The following is a 19,275-nucleotide window of genomic DNA, read 5'->3' on the forward strand; positions in this document are numbered from 1 at the left end:
CGGCAATCTCTGCTTTCTCGTCAAAGGCCTCAGGCGAAGTTCTTCGCGAACTTGTCGATCTCGCCCTTGAGCTTGCCGCGCAGGTCGTCCGAAAGCGCCTTTTCCTTGCGGATGGCTTCCAGAACGGCCTTTCCGTCCGAACGCATATGAGCCAGCAGACCCTGTTCGAACTTGCCGACGTCGCCGAGCGGCAGCTTGTCGAGATAACCCTGCGTTCCCGCGAAGATCACCGCGACCTGTTCTTCCGTCTTGAGCGGCGAGAACTGCGGCTGCTTCAAAAGCTCCGTCAGACGCGCGCCACGGTTCAAGAGGCGCTGCGTCGAGGCGTCGAGGTCCGAGCCGAACTGCGCGAAGGCGGCCATTTCGCGATACTGGGCGAGCTCGCCCTTGATCGAGCCGGCGACCTGCTTCATCGCCTTGACCTGAGCGGCCGATCCGACGCGCGACACCGAAAGGCCGACGTTCACGGCAGGACGGATGCCCTGGAAGAACAGGTTCGTCTCAAGGAAGATCTGGCCGTCGGTGATCGAAATCACGTTGGTCGGGATGTAGGCCGAAACGTCGTTGGCCTGTGTCTCGATGACCGGCAGAGCGGTGAGCGAACCGGCGCCCAGCTCGTCGTTCAGCTTGGCGGCGCGCTCCAGGAGACGCGAGTGCAGGTAGAAGACGTCGCCCGGATAGGCTTCGCGGCCGGGCGGACGGCGCAGCAGCAGCGACATCTGGCGGTAGGCGACGGCCTGCTTCGACAGATCGTCATAGGCGATCAGCGCGTGCTTGCCATTGTCGCGGAAATATTCGGCCATGGTGCAGCCGGCGAACGGGGCCAGATACTGCATCGGAGCCGGATCGGAGGCGGTTGCTGCGATGACGATGGAATAGTCCATCGCGCCGCGCTCTTCCAGAACCTTGACCAACTGCGCGACGGTCGAGCGCTTCTGGCCGACGGCGACGTAGACGCAATAGAGCTTCTGGCTCTCGTCGTCGCCATCGTTGAGCGGCTTCTGGTTGAGAAACGTGTCGAGAATGATCGCGGTCTTGCCGGTCTGGCGATCGCCGATGACCAGCTCGCGCTGGCCGCGACCGACCGGGATCAGGGCGTCGATGGCCTTGAGACCCGTCGACATCGGCTCGTGAACCGACTTGCGCGGAATGATGCCGGGTGCCTTGACGTCGACGCGCTTGCGCTCGATGCCTTCGATCGGACCCTTGCCGTCGATCGGGTTGCCGAGAGCGTCGACCACGCGGCCGAGCAGACCCGGGCCGACCGGAACGTCCACGATCGCGCCGGTACGCTTGACGGTGTCGCCTTCCTTGATGTCGCGGTCAGCACCGAAGATGACGACGCCGACATTGTCGGCTTCAAGGTTGAGCGCCATGCCGCGAATGCCGCCGGGGAACTCGACCATTTCGCCCGCCTGGACGTTGTCGAGACCGTAGACGCGCGCGATGCCGTCGCCGACGGAGAGAACCTGACCGACCTCGGAAACCTCGGCCTCACGGCCGAAATTCTTGATCTGGTCCTTGAGAATTGCGGAAATTTCCGCGGCGCGGATGTCCATCAGCCGACCTCTTTCAGTGCAAGCTTGAGCGAATTGAGTTTAGTCTTGAGCGACGTATCGATCTGGCGCGATCCGACCCGGACGACGAGGCCGCCGAGGATAGAGGGATCGACCGTGAGATTGAACGCGACGTCCTTGCCGACGACGCTCTTCAGCGCCGCCTTGAGTTCCTTTTCCTGCGCGGCGGAAAGCTCGTGCGCGGAAATGACGTCGGCCGAAACCTCACCGCGTGCCTCGGCCGCGATGCGGCGGAACGCGTCGATGATGCCGGGAACTGCGAAAAGACGGCGGTTCTGCGCGACGACGCGCAGGAAGTTGGCGACGAGGCCCTTGAAGCCTGCCTTGTCCAGAATGGCCGAGATGGCGCGAGACTGGTCCTCGGCGGAAAAGACCGGGCTCGAAATGAGCCGCTTCATATCATCGCTGCCGCCCAGAAGTTCGGCGAAGCGGGAAAGATCGGTTTCGGTTTCGGCAAGCGCGTTTTCATCCCGCGCCAGTTCGAACAGCGAGCGCGCATAGCGCTCCGAAACACCTGTAATCATCGAGCCAGACTGTGCCACGAACCGTGTTTTCTCTTCATCTGGAAGGCCGCAAAATCGGACGTCGGTGTAAAAACCGCCTAAGCCCTTGGCCTTGTTGAAAATTTCCCCTCGGACATGCGGCCTCGCCGCCCGCCCCGGTCAAAAGTCGATTGCCGTCTAGCACAGGCATTCAGGACTCGCAACACGCCTTGCGGCGCGGTTTTCGTCCGTTTTGTCGCAGCCGTGGATATCAGACGGCGAAGCCGAGCGCGAAGGCCATCGGAAGAGCGCCCAGCACGATCTCGACGATGAGCGCGACCCAGTTGTAAGGCGTATTGCCCCGGTCCGACAGCATCGATACGACCCGCCCGAAAGCCGTCAGCGCCCAACATGCGCCGAGCGTCAAGTAGAGCAGGGGCTGGGCGAGCAAAATGCAGCACAGGCCGACGCCGAGATAAAAGCCCGACATGGTCGCGCGCGATTCCGCGACCGCCTCGGGATGATCGGGCGTCGTTTGCAGGCGCAGGATGCGCAAAGAGAAGCGCGGCGCGAACAGCGTCATCAGGCCGAACAGAACCGTGATCGCCGCCGACGACCATGCCAGCCACTCGCCTTGCGAATACGGCCACGGAAATGAAAGTTCCATCAAACGCCCCCAGATGATCACGCGAATCGCGCGCGACATTAGCCGAGTTTCTTCAGATATCAGCTACAAAAAGCTTTGCGGGTCGATGTCCACGTTCACCCTGACCGAGCCGCGTTCCTTCGGTCCCCTTGCCAGCATTTCTCGAATGAAGGACTGGATGTCCGCGCGCCGCTCGGCATGGATCAGCAGGCGGAAGCGGTGACGGCCGGCGACGAGCGATAGCGGCGCTTCGGCCGGGCCGAGCACCATGATCTCGTTTGTCTGTGGTGCGGATTGACGAAGGCCGCGTGCATGACCTTCGGCTTCGGCGCGTGTTGCTGCACTGACGATGACGCCCGCCAGCCGGCCGAAGGGAGGTAGGCGTCCGCGCTCGCGCTCGGCAACCTCACGGTCGTAAAAGGCTTCCGCGTCGCCCGAAACGAGCGCACGCATGACCGGATGCTCAGGCTGATATGTCTGGAGCAGACCTGCGCTTTTCTTGCCGGTGCGCCCGGCCCGACCCGTCACCTGGCTGAGAAGCTGGAACGTGCGCTCAGCCGCACGCGGGTCGCCATTTGCTAATCCGAGGTCGGCGTCGATGACGCCGACCAGCGTCATGTTGGGGAAATTGTGCCCCTTGGCGACGAGTTGCGTGCCGATGACGATGTCGGCCTCGCCCTTGGCGATGGCGTCGAGTTCGAGGCGCAGCCGTTTCACGCCGCCGAGCATATCGGACGACAAAACAATCACGCGCGCATCGGGGAAATGCGAGACGACTTCTTCCGCAATCCGCTCGACGCCGGGTCCGCACGGCACCAGATGATCGAGCGTTCCGCAGGACGGGCACGCCTCGGGACGCGCTTCGTTGTGTCCGCAATGGTGGCACATCAACTGGCCGCGAAAGCGATGCTCCACGAGCCAGCTCGAACAGGACGGGCACTGGAAGCGATGCCCGCATACGCGGCACAGCGTCAGCGGCGCGTAACCGCGCCGGTTGAGGAAGAACAGCGCCTGCTCTTCGCGCTCGACGGCGCGGCGTGCGGCCTCGATCAGAACCGGCGACAGGAACCCGCCGCGCTGGGGCGGGTGACGGCGCATGTCGACCGAGCGGATGTCGGGGAGCGCGGCGTCTGCGAAACGGCCCGACAGCACCTCGCGTCCATAGCGGCCGGAAATCGCGTTGACGCGGCTTTCGACCGACGGCGTCGCGGAGGCGAGAACGACCGGAAATCCGCTGATATGCCCGCGCAAAACCGCCATGTCGCGGGCGTTGTAGAAAACCCGGTCTTCCTGCTTGTAGGCCGGGTCGTGCTCCTCGTCGACGATGACGAGGCCGAGATCCTGAAATGGCAGGAACAGCGCCGACCGCGCGCCTGCGACGACCTTTACGCGGCCCTCCGCGACCTGCCGCCAGACGCGTTCGCGCGTTTTAGGCGCAAGATCGGAGTGCCACTCGGCTGGCTTTGCGCCGAACCGGTCGTGAAAGCGCTCAAGGAATGCAGCAGTCAGCGCGATTTCGGGTACGAGCACGAGCACCTGTTTGCCGGCACGCACCGCCTCGGAAATCGCTTCGAAATAGACCTCCGTCTTGCCTGAGCCGGTCACGCCGTCGATGAGAGTGGTGGAGAACCCGCCATCGCGCACTCGCGCGATCAGATGGTCTGCCGCCTGTTTTTGTTCGCCGGTCAGTTCCGCGTGCTTGTAGTCCGGGTCCGGCGCGGCGACGACCGGGGGCGGGGCGATCTCGACTTCATCGAAGACGCCCTGCGCCTTCAGCCCGTCGATCACCGTCAGCGACGTTCCGGCGGCGCGCGCCAGCCCCGAACGGGTCCAGGCAAGTCCGTCGGAGGCCAATTCGAGCACGCGCCGGCGCGCGTCGGTCATCCGGTCAGGATGCTGGCCGGAAATGACAAGCCCGTCGATCATCGGTTCGGGATCGAAGGCGGCGGGCGCACGAAGGAGCATGCGCGCGACCATGCCGGGCGGCGAAAGCGTATAGGCGGCGACCTTGTCGACGAAACGGCGCAAGGGCTCGGCAATCGGTGGGCAGTCGAATACCTCCTCGATCGCGCGCAGCTTCTTCGGATCGACGCGGCCGCCATCGCCGTCCCACACGACACCTGCCACCTGACGCGGCCCGAGCGGTACGCGCACGATCGATCCCGGCTCGACCTTCATCCCCTGCGGCACCACATAGGAATAGGGCCGGTCCGCGGGCAGCGGAACCAGCACCGGAACGACGGTCAGGTCGAACAGCGACGAAAGCGAATCTTGTTTCATTGGACGTGACCTTGCCCCGATCTTGCGGTAGTGCAAGAGCCAACATGAATGGCAGACCTGCCGATCAAGGAGTGCATCCCATGAAGTTCTTCGTCGACACCGCCGACGTGGCAGAAATCCGCGAACTCAACGAGTATGGCCTGCTCGACGGCGTGACCACCAATCCCTCGCTGATCCTCAAGGCCGGGCGCGACATCAAGGAAGTAACGAAGGAAATCTGCGACATCGTAGATGGCCCGGTCTCGTCCGAGGTGACCGCAGTCGAATATGCCGAGATGATGCGCGAGGCCGACGCCCTGTCGAAGATCGCCGACAATATCTGCATCAAGCTGCCGCTGACGCTCGACGGCCTGAAAGCCTGCAAGGCGCTGACGGACGACGGCCGCCAGACCAACGTCACTTTGTGCTTCTCGGCGACTCAGGCGCTGCTCGCCGCCAAGGCCGGCGCAACCTACATCTCGCCCTTCATCGGCCGCATCGACGATATGGGCGTCGACGGCATGGAGCTGATCTCGGAAATCCGCACCATCTACGACAATTACGATTTCCAGACGAACATCCTCGCGGCTTCGATCCGCACGGTAAACCACGTCAAGCTCGCCGCGATGATCGGCGCCGACGTTGCGACCGTGCCGCCTGCGACGCTGAAGGCGCTCGTCAAGCATCCGCTGACCGACAAGGGCCTTGAATCCTTCCTCGCCGACTGGGCCAAGACCGGCCAGAAGATCGGCTGATTTCAAGATCGCACCCACCGCATTTGGAAAACCCCGCCTTGGAGCGGGGTTTTTTTGTGACATCGGGATACTGACGCTTTCTATCCAAGCGTGGAGGCTGGTGGTGTTGCGTGCGGCGAATCCGGCGGTACGGGTTCGGCAGCGGGTGTCGGCTCGGCGATTTCGACCTCGCGCACCCATTCGCGCCAGATGGCGACGAGGAGGGCCATCAGCACCGGGCCGATGAAGAGGCCGAGGAAGCCCATGGTCTTCACGCCGCCGATGAGGCCGAAGAAGGTCGGCAGGAACGGCAGCTTGATCGGCCCGCCGACGAGCCTCGGACGCAATGTCTTGTCGACGATGAAGAGCTCGACCGAACCCCAAATCCACAAAAGCATGCCGGCGACGGGCGAACCCGAGGCGATCAGATAGAGCGAGACCAGCGAGAAGGAGAGCGGTGCGCCGCCGGGGATCATCGCCATGAAGCCGGTGATAACGCCGAGCGTGACGGGCGAGGGTGCGCCAGCGATCCAGTAGGCGATGCCGAGCACGATGCCTTCGCCGATGGCGATCAGCGTCATGCCGGTGACGGTCGAGGAAATGGTGGCCGGGACGACGCGCGAGATGCGGCTCCAGCGCGTCGGCAGGATGCGCTCGCCGATGCGGTCGACCTGGCCGACGAAGCGCTCGCCGTCCTTATAGACGAAAAACAGCGCGATCAGCATGAAGAGCAGCGTCAGGAACAGGTTGAACAACCCGCCGCCCGTCGCCAGCACAGCGCGGTAGATGTTGCCGATATTGGCGCCCGATACGATCTGCACGAGTTCGCCGATGGCGCCGGGATGGCCGATATAGCGCTCCCACTGTTCGTCGATCCAGTCGCCGACGGCAGGCAGCGCCGTCATCCATTCGGGTGTCGGACTGCCGGTGCGGTTTGCCTCCACGGCCCAGAAGAACCAGTCGCGCATCTCGGTCGCCGCATAGCTCACCGCCATGATCAGCGGCACGACGAGAAACGAAACGATGAGCGTGATGGCGATGGTGGCGGCCAGCGTGTTTGAGCCGCCGATGTGCTCGCGCAGGCGCCGGTAGATCGGCCAGCTTGCAAAGGCAATGACGAGGGCGGCCAGCACCGGAACGAGAAAGCCGTGGAAGAAATAGATGCCGGCAGCCACAACCAGGATGAGAAGCCAGCGCGCCGCCGACAAGGGCGGAACGAGCGCGATACGCCCTGAGGTCGTCGGGCCGAGCCAGCGCGGCTCGATCGGGGGCGTACGGGATTGATGTTCGTTCACGGGCTTCCGTCTGCGGTCGGGCGCGATCTGTTTCAGATCGTCATAACATGGTGAGCAAGGCATTCTTTTGACATGCGGGTCAAGGTCGCATGACACCGTGCGTCAGCGGACCCGCCCATCGTCATACACGTATTTTGCGCCGGCGACCCGGATTTTGGAACACGGGTTCCCCTAAGGCGGCAAGTTTGGTCGAAGCCGACATTCACGCCGCCGTTCCAGTCCCTACGATTGCATTCGTCATCAACGGAGGCAGTTCAATGTTCAATCGCAGGAACCTGCTTTTTACGGCGGCTCTGGCTGCATCGGTCCAGTTGAGCGGTTTCGTGCCGGCTCAAGCGCAGCAGACCATCATCAATGTCTCCTACGACCCGACCCGCGAACTTTATCGCGAGTTCAATGCCGCATTCGCCGAACACTGGGAGGCGGAAAAGGGTGAGGCCGTACGCATCCAGACCACGCATGGCGGGTCCGGTCAGCAGGCCCGCGCCGTCATCGACGGGCTCGACGCCGATGTCGTGACGCTGGCGCTCGAAGCCGACATCAACGCAATCGCGGAAAATACCGGCAAAATCAGGGAGGACTGGCGCGGCACGCTCGCCAACAACAGCTCGCCCTACACTTCGACCATCGTGTTCCTCGTGCGCAAAGGCAATCCGAAAGGGCTGGCCGACTGGGGCGATCTTGCAAAGGATGGGGTCGAGGTGATCACGCCGAACCCGAAATCGTCGGGCGGGGCGCGCTGGAACCTTCTGGCCGCCTGGGCATGGGGCCTGCGCGAATTCGAGGGCGACGAGACAAGAACGGCCGAGTTCGTCGGGAATATCTACCGCAACGTCCCTGTGCTCGATGGCGGCGCGCGCGGATCGACCACCACTTTCGTCCAGCGCGGCATCGGCGACGTGTTGCTGGCATGGGAGAACGAGGCGTTTCTCGCCATCGAGGAACTGGGGCCGGACGCGTTCGACATCGTCGTCCCGTCGATCTCGATCCTCGCCGAACCACCGGTCGCAATCGTCGACGCCAATGTCGATGCGAAGGGCACGCGTGAGGTTGCGACCGCCTATCTCGACTATCTGTACTCGGATGTCGGACAGAACCTCGCCGCCAAGCATTTTTACCGTCCCAGCAACCCCAATGTGGTCGAGCCATCGGCGCTTGAACGCTTCCCTGACCTCGAACTCGTCACCATCGACGATCTGGGTGGATGGGCCGACGTGCAGCCGCGCTTCTTCGGAGACGGCGGCGTCTTCGACCAGATCTACCAGCCTGGCCGGTAACGCATGCGCGCCGTAACGGCCTTGCCCGCTTCGCGCTGGCAATGGAAACAGCCGAGCGTCATCCCGGGTTTCGGGCTGACGTTCGGCTTCACAATCTTCTATCTCTCCGTCCTGATCCTTATTCCGCTTGCCGGTCTCGGCTGGCGCTCCGCCGCGCTCGGCTGGCCCGAGTTCTGGCGGCTGGCGAGCGATCCGCGCCTTGTCGCCTCGCTCAAAACGAGTTTCTGGACGTCGATCTTCGCCGCCTCGGTCAATGTCGTCTTCGGCGTGATCGTCGCCTGGGTGCTGGTTCGCTACCGCTTTCCCGGCCGCAGGCTGATCGACGCGGCGGTGGACCTTCCATTCGCACTGCCGACGGCTGTAGCGGGAATCGCGCTGACCGCGATCTACGCGCCGAATGGCTGGATCGGCCAGTTCTTCCAGCCCTACGGCATCCGCATCGCCTATACGCCGATCGGCATCGTCATCGCGCTGATTTTCATCGGCCTGCCTTTCGTCGTTCGCACAGTGCAGCCAGTGATGGAGGAAATCAGCCGTGAGGTGGAAGAGGCGGCCGCCTCTCTGGGGGCGAACCGTTTCCAGACGCTCTGGCGCGTCGTCCTGCCTGGGCTGGCGCCGGCGATCCTGACCGGCTTTTCGCTCGCCTTCGGCCGCGCGGTCGGTGAATACGGCTCCGTCCTCTTCATCGCCGGCAACATTCCGTTCGTCTCCGAGATCGCGCCTTTGCTGATCGTGATCCGGCTTGAGGAATTCAACTATCCGGCCGCCACCGCCATCGGCGCGATCATGCTGGTGCTGGCTTTCATCGTATTGCTTGCGATCAATCTGATCCAGGCATGGAGCCGCAGGAGGTATGGTTATGGCGGATAGTCTGGCCTTGCAGGGCTCGTTCGCGGCAACGCCGCAAGCTCCTTTCCGTGATCCGACAGCAGAAGGTCCGGTCGCCAAATGGACGCTTATCTCGATTGCCGTGGCTTTTCTCGCGTTGATCCTGTTCATGCCGCTCGTCGCGGTTTTCGCCGAGGCGCTTCGGCGCGGCTGGCAGGTGGCGCTCGCCGCGGTCGTCGAGCCGGACGCCCGCGCGGCGATCAAGCTGACGCTTTTCGTCGCGGCGATCGCCGTGCCGCTCAATCTCGTCTTCGGCGTGGCGGCGGCATGGTCGATCGCCAAATTCGAGTTCAGGGGAAAAGCGTTTCTCATCACGCTCATCGACCTTCCCTTTTCGGTCTCGCCGGTGATCGCCGGCCTCGTCTACATCCTGCTTTTCGGGGCGGGCAGCTATCTCGGCCCGGTGCTCAATTCGTGGGGGCTGCAAGTCCTTTTCGCGGTGCCGGGCGTGGTGCTGGCGACGATCTTCGTCACCTTTCCGTTCATCGCGCGCGAACTGATTCCGCTGATGCAGGATCAGGGGACGGGCGACGAGGAGGCGGCGATCTCGCTTGGCGCGAACGGGTGGCAGGCGTTTCGCTACGTCACGCTTCCCAACATCAAATGGGGTCTGCTTTACGGCGTCCTGCTTTGCAACGCGCGGGCGATGGGCGAATTCGGCGCCGTCTCGGTCGTTTCGGGCCGGCTGCGCGGCGAGACCATCACCATGCCGCTGCAAGTCGAGATTCTCTACAACGAATATAATTTCGTCGCCGCCTTCGCCGTTGCCTCGCTTCTGGCGCTGCTCGCCCTCGTCACGCTCGTGCTCAAGACCGTTCTGGAGCGCGTCTACGGACGCGAGCACGGCGCGCGGCACTGAAACTTCGGAGACACATCAATGGACCTTCGCGTCAACTCGATCGACAAGAGCTTTTCCGGCGTTGCCGCGCTCGACGACGTTTCGCTCGACATTCATTCGGGCGAACTGATCGCGCTTCTGGGGCCGTCCGGCTCGGGCAAGACCACACTGTTGCGCCTTATCGCCGGTCTCGATTTCCCGACAGGCGGTGCGATCCATTTCGGCAGTGAGGACGCCTCCGCCAAGAGCGTGCAGGAGCGCAATGTCGGCTTCGTCTTCCAGCATTATGCGCTGTTCCGGCATATGACGGTCGCGGACAATATCGGTTTCGGCCTGAAAGTGCGCCCAGCCGCGACGCGCCCGCCAAAAAGCGAAATCCGCCGCCGCGCGCTCGAACTTCTCGATCTCGTGCAACTGTCGGGACTGGAGAGCCGCTATCCGAACCAGTTGTCCGGCGGCCAGCGCCAGCGCGTCGCGCTCGCAAGAGCGCTCGCTATCGAGCCGAAGGTGTTGCTGCTCGACGAACCTTTTGGCGCGCTCGACGCGCAAGTGCGCCGCGACCTTCGCCGCTGGCTGCGCGAGATCCACGACCGCACCGGCCATACGACCGTCTTCGTCACGCACGATCAGGAAGAAGCGCTGGAACTGGCCGACCGCGTCGTCGTGATGAGCAAGGGCCGCATCGAGCAGATCGGCTCGGCCGATGACGTCTATGACGCGCCGAACTCGCCTTTCGTCTACGGCTTCATCGGCGAATCGAGCCGACTTCCCGTGCGCGTCGAGGACGGGAAGGTCTGGCTGGAAGATCGCTTGCTGGGACTGGACGCGGCGCATGCGCCGGCCGGTCCCGCGCAGCTTTTCTTCCGGCCGCACGATATCGAGGTTCTGGAAGGGTCGGGCGGTGCCATTGCGGGAACCGTCACCGCCTCGCGCCGCGTCGAGGCGAAACGGCGCGTCGAACTGGCGGTGGGCGGGCCGGACCATCGCATCGAGATCGAGGTTCCGGCGCACCGCTCGATACAGGAAGGAAGCCGCATCGCGTTCCGTCCCAATTCCTGGAAGCTCTTTCCGACGCAGTGACAATTTTTCCCGAAGCTGGAAAACCGGCTCGAATTTGCTCAATTCGCGGACGGAATGAGGGCACGTTTCCTGTATCGGGGCCGGGCTATCGCCCATTATTCCGTCATGACGCACGATACGCCAAGCCAGATTGCCAAACGTCTCGCGGACGAACTCGCCCCGCTCCATCTGGAGGCGAGACTTCGTCGCGTCGCCCGGTTCGCCGGGCGGGCCGTGTTCACGACCAGCCTCGGCATCGAGGATCAAGTGATCACTGCCGCGATCGCGCGGTCAGGCGCGGCGTCCGCAGTGGAGATCGTGACGCTTGACACCGGCCGCCTGTTCGACGAGACGCGCGCGCTGATCGAGGAAACGGAGCTGCGCTTCGCGCTTTCCATCGAGCGCTTCCGGCCCGCACCCATCGACATCGAGGACTATCGGGCGCGCTATGGAATCAACGGCTTTTACGACAGCGTAGAAGCGCGGCACGCCTGCTGCGACATCCGCAAATTGCGTCCACTGGCTCTGGCCCTCGACGGGGCGTCGCTCTGGATCACGGGCGTACGTCGTGGCCAGTCCGGCGCGCGGGCGCAAACGCCTCTCGCCGAGTTCGACGCTTCGCGCGACCTGATTAAGGTCAATCCGCTTGCCGACATGACGCTCGACGCCATCGAGGCATATGCGAGAGCGCACGACGTGCCGCTCAATCCGCTTCACGCGCGCGGCTACCCCTCGATCGGCTGCGAACCTTGTACCCGCGCGATCAAGCCCGGCGAACCGGAGCGCGCCGGTCGCTGGTGGTGGGAACAGGATCAGACCCGCGAATGTGGGCTGCACGTCAAAGCCGCCGCTTCTTCTCCGATAATCCCTCCCGCGTCCCCGAAAGTGTCAGTGCCGATATCATGACCGCATCCGCAGCCCGCATTCTCGCAACCGACGACAATCACCAGTCCTCTCCGCTCTCCCCGCACCTCAAGGCGCTCGAAAACGAGGCGATCCATATTTTCCGCGAGGTCGCCGCAGAGTTCGAGCGGCCCGTCATGCTGTACTCAGTCGGCAAGGATTCCTCCGTCTTGCTGCATGTCGCGCGCAAGGCGTTCTATCCCGAGCCGGTGCCGTTTCCCCTGCTGCATGTCGATACGGGCTGGAAGTTTTCGCAGATGATCGCCTTTCGCGACCGGACCGCGAAAGAGCTCGGCCTCGACCTTCACGTTCACACCAATCCGCGCGGCGCTGCTGAGAACCTCAGCCCCTTTGCGCATGGCTCGTCCTACTTCACCGATGTGATGAAGACGGAAGCGCTGCGGCAGGCGCTCGACGCCGCGCGCTACGACGCGGCCTTCGGCGGTGCGCGGCGCGACGAGGATGCGTCGCGTTCGAAGGAGCGCATCTTTTCCTTCCGCACACCAGAGCATCGCTGGGATGCGCGCAACCAGCGGCCGGAACTGTGGAATCTCTATAACGGCCGCATTCGCAAGGGCGAGAGCGTGCGTGTCTTCCCGCTGTCGAACTGGACCGAGCTCGACGTCTGGCACTACATCAAGGCCGAGAGCATTCCGATCGTCGATCTCTACTTCGCCAAGCGCCGGCCCTTCGTGCAGCGCGACGGCATGATCATTCTTGCCGAGGACGAACGGCTGGAACTGTGGCCAGGCGAGGTGAAGCAGGAAGGAATGATCCGCTTCCGCACGCTCGGCTGTTTCGCGCTGTCGGGCGGCATCCGCTCAGAGGCGACGACGATCGACGACATCATCACCGAAATCACCACCTCGACCGTCTCCGAACGGCAGGGCAGGGCCATCGACCGCGACGAGGCCGGCTCGATGGAGAAGAAGAAGCTCGAGGGGTATTTTTGATGACGCTCGATGCCGACATCGTTCAACTCGATCAGGACTTCGAACCTGAAATCGAAGGCGCATCCGATCCAAAGGACGGGCGGCGTTTGCGCTTCCTCGTCTGCGGCAGCGTGGACGATGGAAAGTCGACACTGATCGGACGGCTTTTGTGGGATACGAAATCCGTTTCCGAGGACCATCGCGCAGCACTTCTCGCCAAAGGTTCGAAGCAGAACGATTTGTCGCTGCCCGATTTCGGGCTGCTGCTCGATGGCCTCAAGGCTGAACAGGAGCAGGGCATCACGATCGACGTTGCCTATCGCTATTTCCAGACGAAGCGCCGGGCCTTCATCGTCGCTGATACGCCGGGGCACGAACAATATACCCGCAACATGGCCACCGGCGCGTCGACGGCCGATCTCGCCGTCCTGCTGGTCGATGCGCGTGCCGGGCTGCTTGAGCAGACGCGCCGCCACGCGGCCATCGTCCATCTGATGGGAATCCGGCAAGTGATCCTCGCCGTCAACAAGATCGATCTCGTCGGCTACGACCAGAAAATCTTCCAGAAGATCGAGCGGGCATTTCGCGTCTTCGCCGCCGGGCTTGGCGAAATGCGTGTCACGGCGATCCCGCTTTCGGCGCTCAAGGGCGAAAACATTGTGACGCCCGCCGGTGAGGCGATCGGCTGGTATTCGGGGCCCACGCTTATCGAGGCGCTGGAAACGGCGCAGCCTGCAACCGCCTCGAACCTGCCGTTTCGCATGCCTGTCCAGCGCGTGTCGCGTCCCGGCGAAAGCTTTCGCGGCTATCAGGGGACGATTGCGGCCGGCGAGATTTCGGTCGGGCGCGAGATCGTCGTCGCGCCGTCCGGCGAACGCGTAAGCGTTTCGAAGATCGTCACCTTCGACGGGGAAGCGGAGCGCGCATCGGCGGGCGAGGCGGTCACGCTCCTTTTCGACCGTCAGGTCGATGCGGCGCGCGGCGACGTTCTCGCCGATGAAAACGAGCCGCCGCTCTCCGGCCATGCGTTTGCCGCCACGGTCGTCACCTTGCAGGCGGAAGGGCTTTCCGATGGCGGACGCTATTGGCTGAAGGCCGCCGGCAGGCTCTTGCGGGTGCGCATCCATATCGACGAGACCTACGATCTGGCCAATGGAAGCTGGGCGAAGTCCGGCGCGCTGCCGGTCAACGCGATCGGGCGCGTCCGGCTCGAATTCGAGAGCGCGGCGAACTTCGACCGGTTCGAGGATTGCCGCGATACCGGCGCTTTCATCCTGATCAGCCCGCAGACCAACAACACGATCGCCGGCGGCATGATCGCGGACCGGGTCGAGCCGGGCCATTTCCCCGACGAGCGCGTGACGCTGACGTTGCCGCGCGATCTGGCCGATATCGTGCTGGCGCTGCCGGAGATCAGGGCTCGGCGCGGCGAGGTCGAGATCGAACCGGAGGGATAGAAACCTTAGCCGAAGAGCGTCGAAAACGTCTCCGGGTCGGCATTGCCGCCGGAAACGACGACGATGACATCGTCTCCCGAAAGCGTGTCGCCGTGGAACAGAGCTGCGGCAAGCGCCACCGCACCGCCCGGTTCGACGACGATCTTCAGCCGCGTGAAGGCGAGCGCCATGGCGCGGCGTGCGTCGTCGTCGCTGACCGCGATGCCCGGGCCGCACAGGCGCTTCATGATCGGGAAGGTGATGCGGCCGGGATGGGGCGTCACGATCGCGTCGCAGATCGATGAGGCTCCCGGTTCGTTGGAGCGTATTTCGCCGGCCTCGAGCGAGCGGGCGACATCGTCGAAGCCCTGCGGCTCGCAGGTGCGCACGCGAAACGAAGGCGATTCGCTCTCCAGCGCCAGCGCGATGCCGGAGGTCAGACCGCCGCCGCCGCATGGGACGAGAATGTCGCCTGCTGAAACGCCAAGTTCAGCAGCCTGTTCAGCGATCTCCAGCCCGACCGTGCCCTGACCGGCGATCACTTCCGGTTCGTCGAACGGACGGATGAGGGTGAGGCCGCGCTCGGCGGCCAGTTTCTCGCCGATCGCATCGCGGTCTTCCTTGATGCGATCGTAAAGCACGACCTCGGCGCCATAGGTGCGGGTGTTGTCGATCTTCATCTTCGGCGCGTCGAAGGGCATGACGATCACGGCCGGGATGCCGTGCAGCTTCGCGGCATAGGCGATGCCCTGCGCGTGATTGCCCGACGAAAAGGCGATGACGCCGCGTTCACGCGTTTCGGGCGCAAGCGCCGAAATCGCCGACCATGCGCCGCGAAACTTGAACGAGCCGGTGTGCTGGAGGCATTCGGCCTTCACGAAGATGCGCCTGCCGGCGATCTCGTCGAGAAATGGCGACGACAGGAGCGGCGTTTTGCGGGCTTTCCCGTCGAGACGGGCGCTGGCTGCCCGGATGCGTGCGATGTCGGTCATGGGCCGTCTTATGCCAATCGCCGCATCGGTGCGCCAGCGGAAAGTTGCGCTTTCAGCGCAGCAGATTGACCAGAAAGCTGGACGTTTGCGGGACGGCGGCGACGATCGCCAGTCCGATGAGGCAGACGACCAAAAACGGCAGGACGCCGTATGCGATGCGTTCGAGAGGCAGTTTCGTGACGTTGGCGGCGACATAAAGATTGATGCCGACCGGTGGCGTGAAAAGTCCGATCGCCAGATTGATCATGACGAGCACGCCGAACCAGACGAGATCCCATTGCATCTCACGGGCGACCGGGAGGAAAATGGGAAGGGCGATGAACATGATCGTTATGGCGTCCATGAACATGCCTGCGATGAGCAGGATGAGCATGATCACCGCCAGGATGACCCAGGGGTTTTCGGACAGCGACAGGAGCACGCTGGAATATTGCCCGACGAGATCGTCGACCGTGACCATCCAGCCGAAGAGGCTTGCATAGGCGACCACCAGCATCACGACCGCAGACGATGCGCTGGCCGCCACGACGGCCTCGTAAAGCCGCGAGAAGGACAAGGTGCGATAGGCGATGCCACCGACGAGAACGGCGTAGACGGTCGCCACGATGGCTGCTTCCGTGGGTGTGAAAATGCCCGAATAGATGCCGCCGAGAATGACGACCGGCGTCATCAGCCCCCAGAAGGATTCGCGAAACGCTTTCAGGAGACGGCGACCGTAAGGCAGGTCACGGTCGTCGACCGGGGCGAGCGCTTCGAGGCTCGGCGCACCGGCGGGTGCTGCAGTGCGCTGCGCGAAGGGAAGGGTCAGAAGCATGATCACGCCGAGCAGCATGCCCGGTATGATGGCCGCTATGAACAGTTGCGAGATCGAGACTTCGGCGATGACGCCGTAGATTACGAGCCCGATCGACGGGGGGATCACGATCGACAGCGCCGCTCCGCAACAGACCAGTCCCGCTGCGAAGGGGCGGGTATATCCATCCTCTTCCATTCCCTTGATGATGAGCGGACCGATGGCGGCGACCGACGCCGGACCCGATCCCGACACCGCCCCCCAGAAGAGGCAAACGACCGTGCCGACGACGCCCATGCCGCCGGGCAGGCCGCCGATCAGCACACGGAAGAAGTAGATCATCCGCGCGGCGATGCCGAGCGCGCCCATCAGCGTTCCTGCAAGGATGAAGAACGGGATCGCCAGAAGCGAATAGCGCGCGATGCCGGTGGCGATCAGGTCGCCGGCCAGTTCCAGCCCGAAACCGATCTGCCACATGCCCCATATGGCCGACAGGCCAAGCGCGAAGGCGACGGGCACGCGCAGGAAAAGCATGACGAAGAAGACAACGACCATCTGCGTGCCGGCACCGAGATCAAACAAGGGGGATCTCCGTCGTCTCGCGGCTGCGCCATTCGTCGCATGCGTGCTGGATGTAACGCACGAGCACCAGTGCGAATGCGAACGGCAAGGCTGCGCTGTAATACCAGGCAGGCAGTTGCAGGGCATAGGAGCGCATACCGGTCGCCAGTTCGTTGCGCAGAAGTTCGAAGGTGAACCAGGTCGACGCCGCCAGAAGCCCCGCAGCCAGAGCAGATGAAACGATGAGGATCGATTTACGGAGCCAGCGGGGCGCCAGATCGTAGACGAGCGTCACGGCCAGATGTTCGCCGTTACGCGCGGCGATGGCCGCACCGAGGATCGTCAGCAGGAGAAAGCCGTTGACGAGGAGTTCCTCCGACGCTGCAAGCGAGGAGTTGGTCAGATAGCGCACCACGACATTGGCAAAGCCAAGCAACGTCATCGCGGAAAAGATGACGAAGCATGCGATCTTTTCGAAATCCCGCAGGAGGGTGCGCATACGCTCTCTTTCCACGCTTGCAAACATCGCACAAGCCGTCCGCAGCTTCCGTGCGAACGGCTTGTTACGTACCGGTCTTATCAGTTCGACGCGCTGATGGCGCTCTGGAACTCGGTGACGAGTTCCTCGCCGACCTGAGCGGCCCACTTGTCGAAAGCGGGCTGCGTCGCATCACGGAACGCCTGCAGTTCTTCGGGCGTGGATTCGTGGATTTCCATGCCGTGACCGCGGAGAACATCGAGACCTTCGGCCGTTTCGGAGCGCGTGATTTCCTTCTGGTAGGCCATGGCCTCGTTCGCGGCTTCCTGCACCTTGGCCTGCACTTCCGCGTCCCATGAATCCCACAGGCGCTTGGATACGCCGATGAAGATCGGGTCGTAGGAATAGTGCCACGTCGTCAGGTGGTTCTGGACCTCGTAGACACGCTGCGGAATGATGACCGCACCAATGGGGTTTTCCTGACCGTCCACGACGCCCTGCTGGAGCGCGGTGAAGGTTTCGGTCCACTGCATCTGCTGCGGGTTCGCGCCCAGGGAGTTCATGACGTCGATATACATCGGGCCGGCGACGCGAACCTTGAGACCCTGCATGTCCTGCGGGGTCACGATCGGCCGCTGGCTGTTGGTAATCTCGCGAAAGCCGTTTTCACCCCATGCCAGAACCACGACATTGTGGTTGAGCATGATTTCCTTCATGCGGTCGCCGGGCGCGCCGTCCGTCGTGCGGTCGACCTCCTCGTAATTGGCGTAGAGATATGGCAGCGAGAAAACGGCCATCTGCGGTTCGAGCGGCGTCACGTTGATCGCCGACGTCACGACGAAATCGAGCGCACCGCGTCCCACCATTTCGGCCTGACGCATCTGATCGCCGCCCGAAAGCTGGGCATTGGGGAAAATGCGCACCGACATTTCGCCACCGGTCGCCTCGCCCAGCAATTCGTTGAAGCGTTCTGCTCCACGGTGCCATGTCGTCGTGTCGCCCGTATTATGCGACAGGCGGAACGTCTCGGCCGACGCGTAGGTCGAAACGGCACACATTGCGGCGGCGGATGCGAGCGCCGCGAGCTTGATCCTGAAATTCATTCTTCCTCCCTCGAACCGTTGTCCGACCTAGTCGAACTCATCGGTTCATATTGTGAACCTAAAAATTTCCTCCACGCAGCCGAACGATACGTGTCAAAGCCTCAATTGCAAGGGATTTCTTGAGGCATCTTTACAGGCGTGAGATCGGCGACTAGCGTCTGGCTCCATAGTGTGAACCTCGCTGGAGGTTCGGGAGGATGGATTTTTGCAGTTCAACGGGGCGCAAAGCGTCGACAGGGCACTGGGCCTGCTCGCCCTTGTCGGCCGGCATGCCGACACCGGCACGTCGCTGGCTGCGCTCGTTCGCGAGACAGGACTGAACAAGGCGACCGTTCGCCGCTTGCTGCTCGCGCTGATCCGTGCCGGATTCGTCGAGCAGGACGAAGAAACACGCCACTACCATCTCGGTTCTGAAGCCTATGTGACCGGAGCGCTGGCCGCGTCGCGCCACGGCATTTTGCAGTTCGCCATGGACAGCGTCGTTCGCCTGTCGCGCCAGACTGCGGATTCGGCGTTCGTCTCGGTGCGCCGGGACGCCGTCTCCGTCTGCCTGCATCGCGAAGAAGGCACATATCCGGTGCGAACGCATGCGCTTCAGGCCGGGTTCGAGCATCCGCTCGGCTGCGGGGCAGGCTCGCTCGCGATCCTCGCGGCTCTGTCCGATGCCGAGATCGACGAGATTCTGACGGCAAACCGAGACGTGCTGGAAAGCCGCTATCCGCTGCTTTTGCCCAAGCGAATCCGCGAGGACGTCGCTCGCGCCCGTCAGACGGGATACGCGCTCAATCCGGGGCTGATCGTCGCCAATTCATGGGGCGTGGGCGTTGCCATTCTCGACCCCGCCGGCCGGCCTGTCGGCGCACTTTCCATTGCCGCGATCGACACGCGGTTGCAGGAGCCGCGCTGCAGCGAAATCGTCGCGGCCCTTCATGCGGAAGCACGGCGCGTCGAAGCAAAACTCGCTCAACGTCAATCGGTCTATTTCACACCCGTTTCGGAAAACGGGCGAAAACAAGCCTAGA

The 19,275-nt window shown here is 63.3% G+C and carries 18 protein-coding genes; 9 read left to right on the forward strand and 9 right to left on the reverse strand.

Going from position 1 to position 19,275, the window contains the following annotated elements; translation table 11 throughout:
* Nucleotides 1-29 precede the first annotated feature (29 nt).
* The 4 genes from atpA to ACX82Z_RS21215 form a co-directional block, all read right to left on the reverse strand.
* On the reverse strand, nucleotides 30-1,559 hold the full coding sequence (atpA, locus tag ACX82Z_RS21200) for a F0F1 ATP synthase subunit alpha (RefSeq protein ID WP_459591064.1): 1,530 nt from the start codon (nucleotides 1,557-1,559) through the stop codon (nucleotides 30-32).
* Nucleotides 1,559-2,119, reverse strand: a complete 561-nt coding sequence (locus ACX82Z_RS21205; protein ID WP_459591065.1) for a F0F1 ATP synthase subunit delta — start codon at nucleotides 2,117-2,119, stop codon at nucleotides 1,559-1,561. Before ACX82Z_RS21205 ends, atpA begins: the two co-directional genes overlap by 1 nt.
* Nucleotides 2,120-2,330: 211 nt before the next feature.
* Nucleotides 2,331-2,726 carry an AGROH133_08824 family phage infection protein gene (locus ACX82Z_RS21210; RefSeq protein ID WP_459591066.1) on the reverse strand — a complete coding sequence of 132 codons (396 nt, stop codon included), beginning with the start codon at nucleotides 2,724-2,726 and terminating at the stop codon, nucleotides 2,331-2,333.
* Nucleotides 2,727-2,789: 63 nt separating this feature from the next.
* Nucleotides 2,790-4,985 (reverse strand): primosomal protein N', encoded by a 2,196-nt coding sequence (locus ACX82Z_RS21215; protein WP_459591067.1) that lies wholly within the window; start codon nucleotides 4,983-4,985, stop codon nucleotides 2,790-2,792.
* Nucleotides 4,986-5,065: 80 nt separating this feature from the next.
* On the opposite strand from ACX82Z_RS21215, the gene fsa reads away from it, so the two are divergent.
* The gene (fsa, locus tag ACX82Z_RS21220) at nucleotides 5,066-5,719 is read left to right on the forward strand and encodes a fructose-6-phosphate aldolase (protein WP_459591069.1); all 654 of its coding nucleotides are present in this window, start codon (nucleotides 5,066-5,068) and stop codon (nucleotides 5,717-5,719) included.
* A gap of 80 nt (nucleotides 5,720-5,799) precedes the next feature.
* Here fsa and ACX82Z_RS21225 read toward each other — a convergent pair whose 3' ends face one another.
* The gene (locus ACX82Z_RS21225) at nucleotides 5,800-6,993 is read right to left on the reverse strand and encodes an AI-2E family transporter (RefSeq protein ID WP_459591070.1); all 1,194 of its coding nucleotides are present in this window, start codon (nucleotides 6,991-6,993) and stop codon (nucleotides 5,800-5,802) included.
* Between the two features lie 257 nt (nucleotides 6,994-7,250).
* On the opposite strand from ACX82Z_RS21225, the gene ACX82Z_RS21230 reads away from it, so the two are divergent.
* From ACX82Z_RS21230 to ACX82Z_RS21260, 7 genes are all read left to right on the forward strand, one after another.
* Nucleotides 7,251-8,270, forward strand: coding sequence for a sulfate ABC transporter substrate-binding protein (locus tag ACX82Z_RS21230; RefSeq protein WP_459591071.1), 1,020 nt, complete (start codon nucleotides 7,251-7,253; stop codon nucleotides 8,268-8,270).
* A 3-nt stretch (nucleotides 8,271-8,273) separates the two neighbouring features.
* Entirely contained in the window at nucleotides 8,274-9,140 is an 867-nt protein-coding gene (gene cysT / locus ACX82Z_RS21235; protein WP_459591072.1) for a sulfate ABC transporter permease subunit CysT, read from the forward strand.
* The gene (cysW, locus tag ACX82Z_RS21240) at nucleotides 9,124-10,017 is read left to right on the forward strand and encodes a sulfate ABC transporter permease subunit CysW (protein ID WP_459591073.1); all 894 of its coding nucleotides are present in this window, start codon (nucleotides 9,124-9,126) and stop codon (nucleotides 10,015-10,017) included. The genes cysT and cysW overlap by 17 nt, the downstream gene beginning before the upstream one ends.
* 18 nt (nucleotides 10,018-10,035) lie before the next feature.
* Nucleotides 10,036-11,076, forward strand: coding sequence for a sulfate/molybdate ABC transporter ATP-binding protein (locus ACX82Z_RS21245; protein ID WP_459591074.1), 1,041 nt, complete (start codon nucleotides 10,036-10,038; stop codon nucleotides 11,074-11,076).
* A gap of 105 nt (nucleotides 11,077-11,181) precedes the next feature.
* The gene (locus ACX82Z_RS21250; RefSeq protein ID WP_459911930.1) at nucleotides 11,182-11,961 is read left to right on the forward strand and encodes a phosphoadenylyl-sulfate reductase; all 780 of its coding nucleotides are present in this window, start codon (nucleotides 11,182-11,184) and stop codon (nucleotides 11,959-11,961) included.
* Nucleotides 11,958-12,911 (forward strand): sulfate adenylyltransferase subunit CysD, encoded by a 954-nt coding sequence (gene cysD, locus ACX82Z_RS21255; RefSeq protein WP_459591075.1) that lies wholly within the window; start codon nucleotides 11,958-11,960, stop codon nucleotides 12,909-12,911. The genes ACX82Z_RS21250 and cysD overlap by 4 nt, the downstream gene beginning before the upstream one ends.
* Nucleotides 12,911-14,347 carry a sulfate adenylyltransferase subunit 1 gene (locus ACX82Z_RS21260; protein ID WP_459591076.1) on the forward strand — a complete coding sequence of 479 codons (1,437 nt, stop codon included), beginning with the start codon at nucleotides 12,911-12,913 and terminating at the stop codon, nucleotides 14,345-14,347. Before cysD ends, ACX82Z_RS21260 begins: the two co-directional genes overlap by 1 nt.
* A 5-nt stretch (nucleotides 14,348-14,352) precedes the next feature.
* On the opposite strand, the gene ACX82Z_RS21265 is transcribed toward ACX82Z_RS21260, so the two are convergent.
* The 4 genes from ACX82Z_RS21265 to ACX82Z_RS21280 all read right to left on the reverse strand — a co-directional run bounded on the left by ACX82Z_RS21265 (nucleotide 14,353) and on the right by ACX82Z_RS21280 (nucleotide 18,253).
* Nucleotides 14,353-15,318: a threonine ammonia-lyase gene (locus ACX82Z_RS21265; RefSeq protein WP_459591078.1), complete on the reverse strand. Its 966-nt coding sequence runs from the start codon at nucleotides 15,316-15,318 to the stop codon at nucleotides 14,353-14,355.
* A gap of 52 nt (nucleotides 15,319-15,370) precedes the next feature.
* Nucleotides 15,371-16,693 carry a TRAP transporter large permease gene (locus tag ACX82Z_RS21270; protein WP_459591079.1) on the reverse strand — a complete coding sequence of 441 codons (1,323 nt, stop codon included), beginning with the start codon at nucleotides 16,691-16,693 and terminating at the stop codon, nucleotides 15,371-15,373.
* Complete coding sequence (locus tag ACX82Z_RS21275; protein ID WP_459591080.1) at nucleotides 16,686-17,171, reverse strand: TRAP transporter small permease; 486 nt, start codon at nucleotides 17,169-17,171, stop codon at nucleotides 16,686-16,688. The genes ACX82Z_RS21270 and ACX82Z_RS21275 overlap by 8 nt, the downstream gene beginning before the upstream one ends.
* An 80-nt stretch (nucleotides 17,172-17,251) precedes the next feature.
* On the reverse strand, nucleotides 17,252-18,253 hold the full coding sequence (locus tag ACX82Z_RS21280) for a DctP family TRAP transporter solute-binding subunit (protein ID WP_459591081.1): 1,002 nt from the start codon (nucleotides 18,251-18,253) through the stop codon (nucleotides 17,252-17,254).
* 205 nt (nucleotides 18,254-18,458) lie between these two features.
* Between ACX82Z_RS21280 and ACX82Z_RS21285 the strand changes: the two genes are divergently transcribed.
* Complete coding sequence (locus tag ACX82Z_RS21285; protein WP_459591082.1) at nucleotides 18,459-19,274, forward strand: IclR family transcriptional regulator; 816 nt, start codon at nucleotides 18,459-18,461, stop codon at nucleotides 19,272-19,274.
* Nucleotide 19,275 lies beyond the last annotated feature (1 nt).

The sequence above is a fragment of the Aliihoeflea sp. PC F10.4 genome, assembly GCF_054612275.1.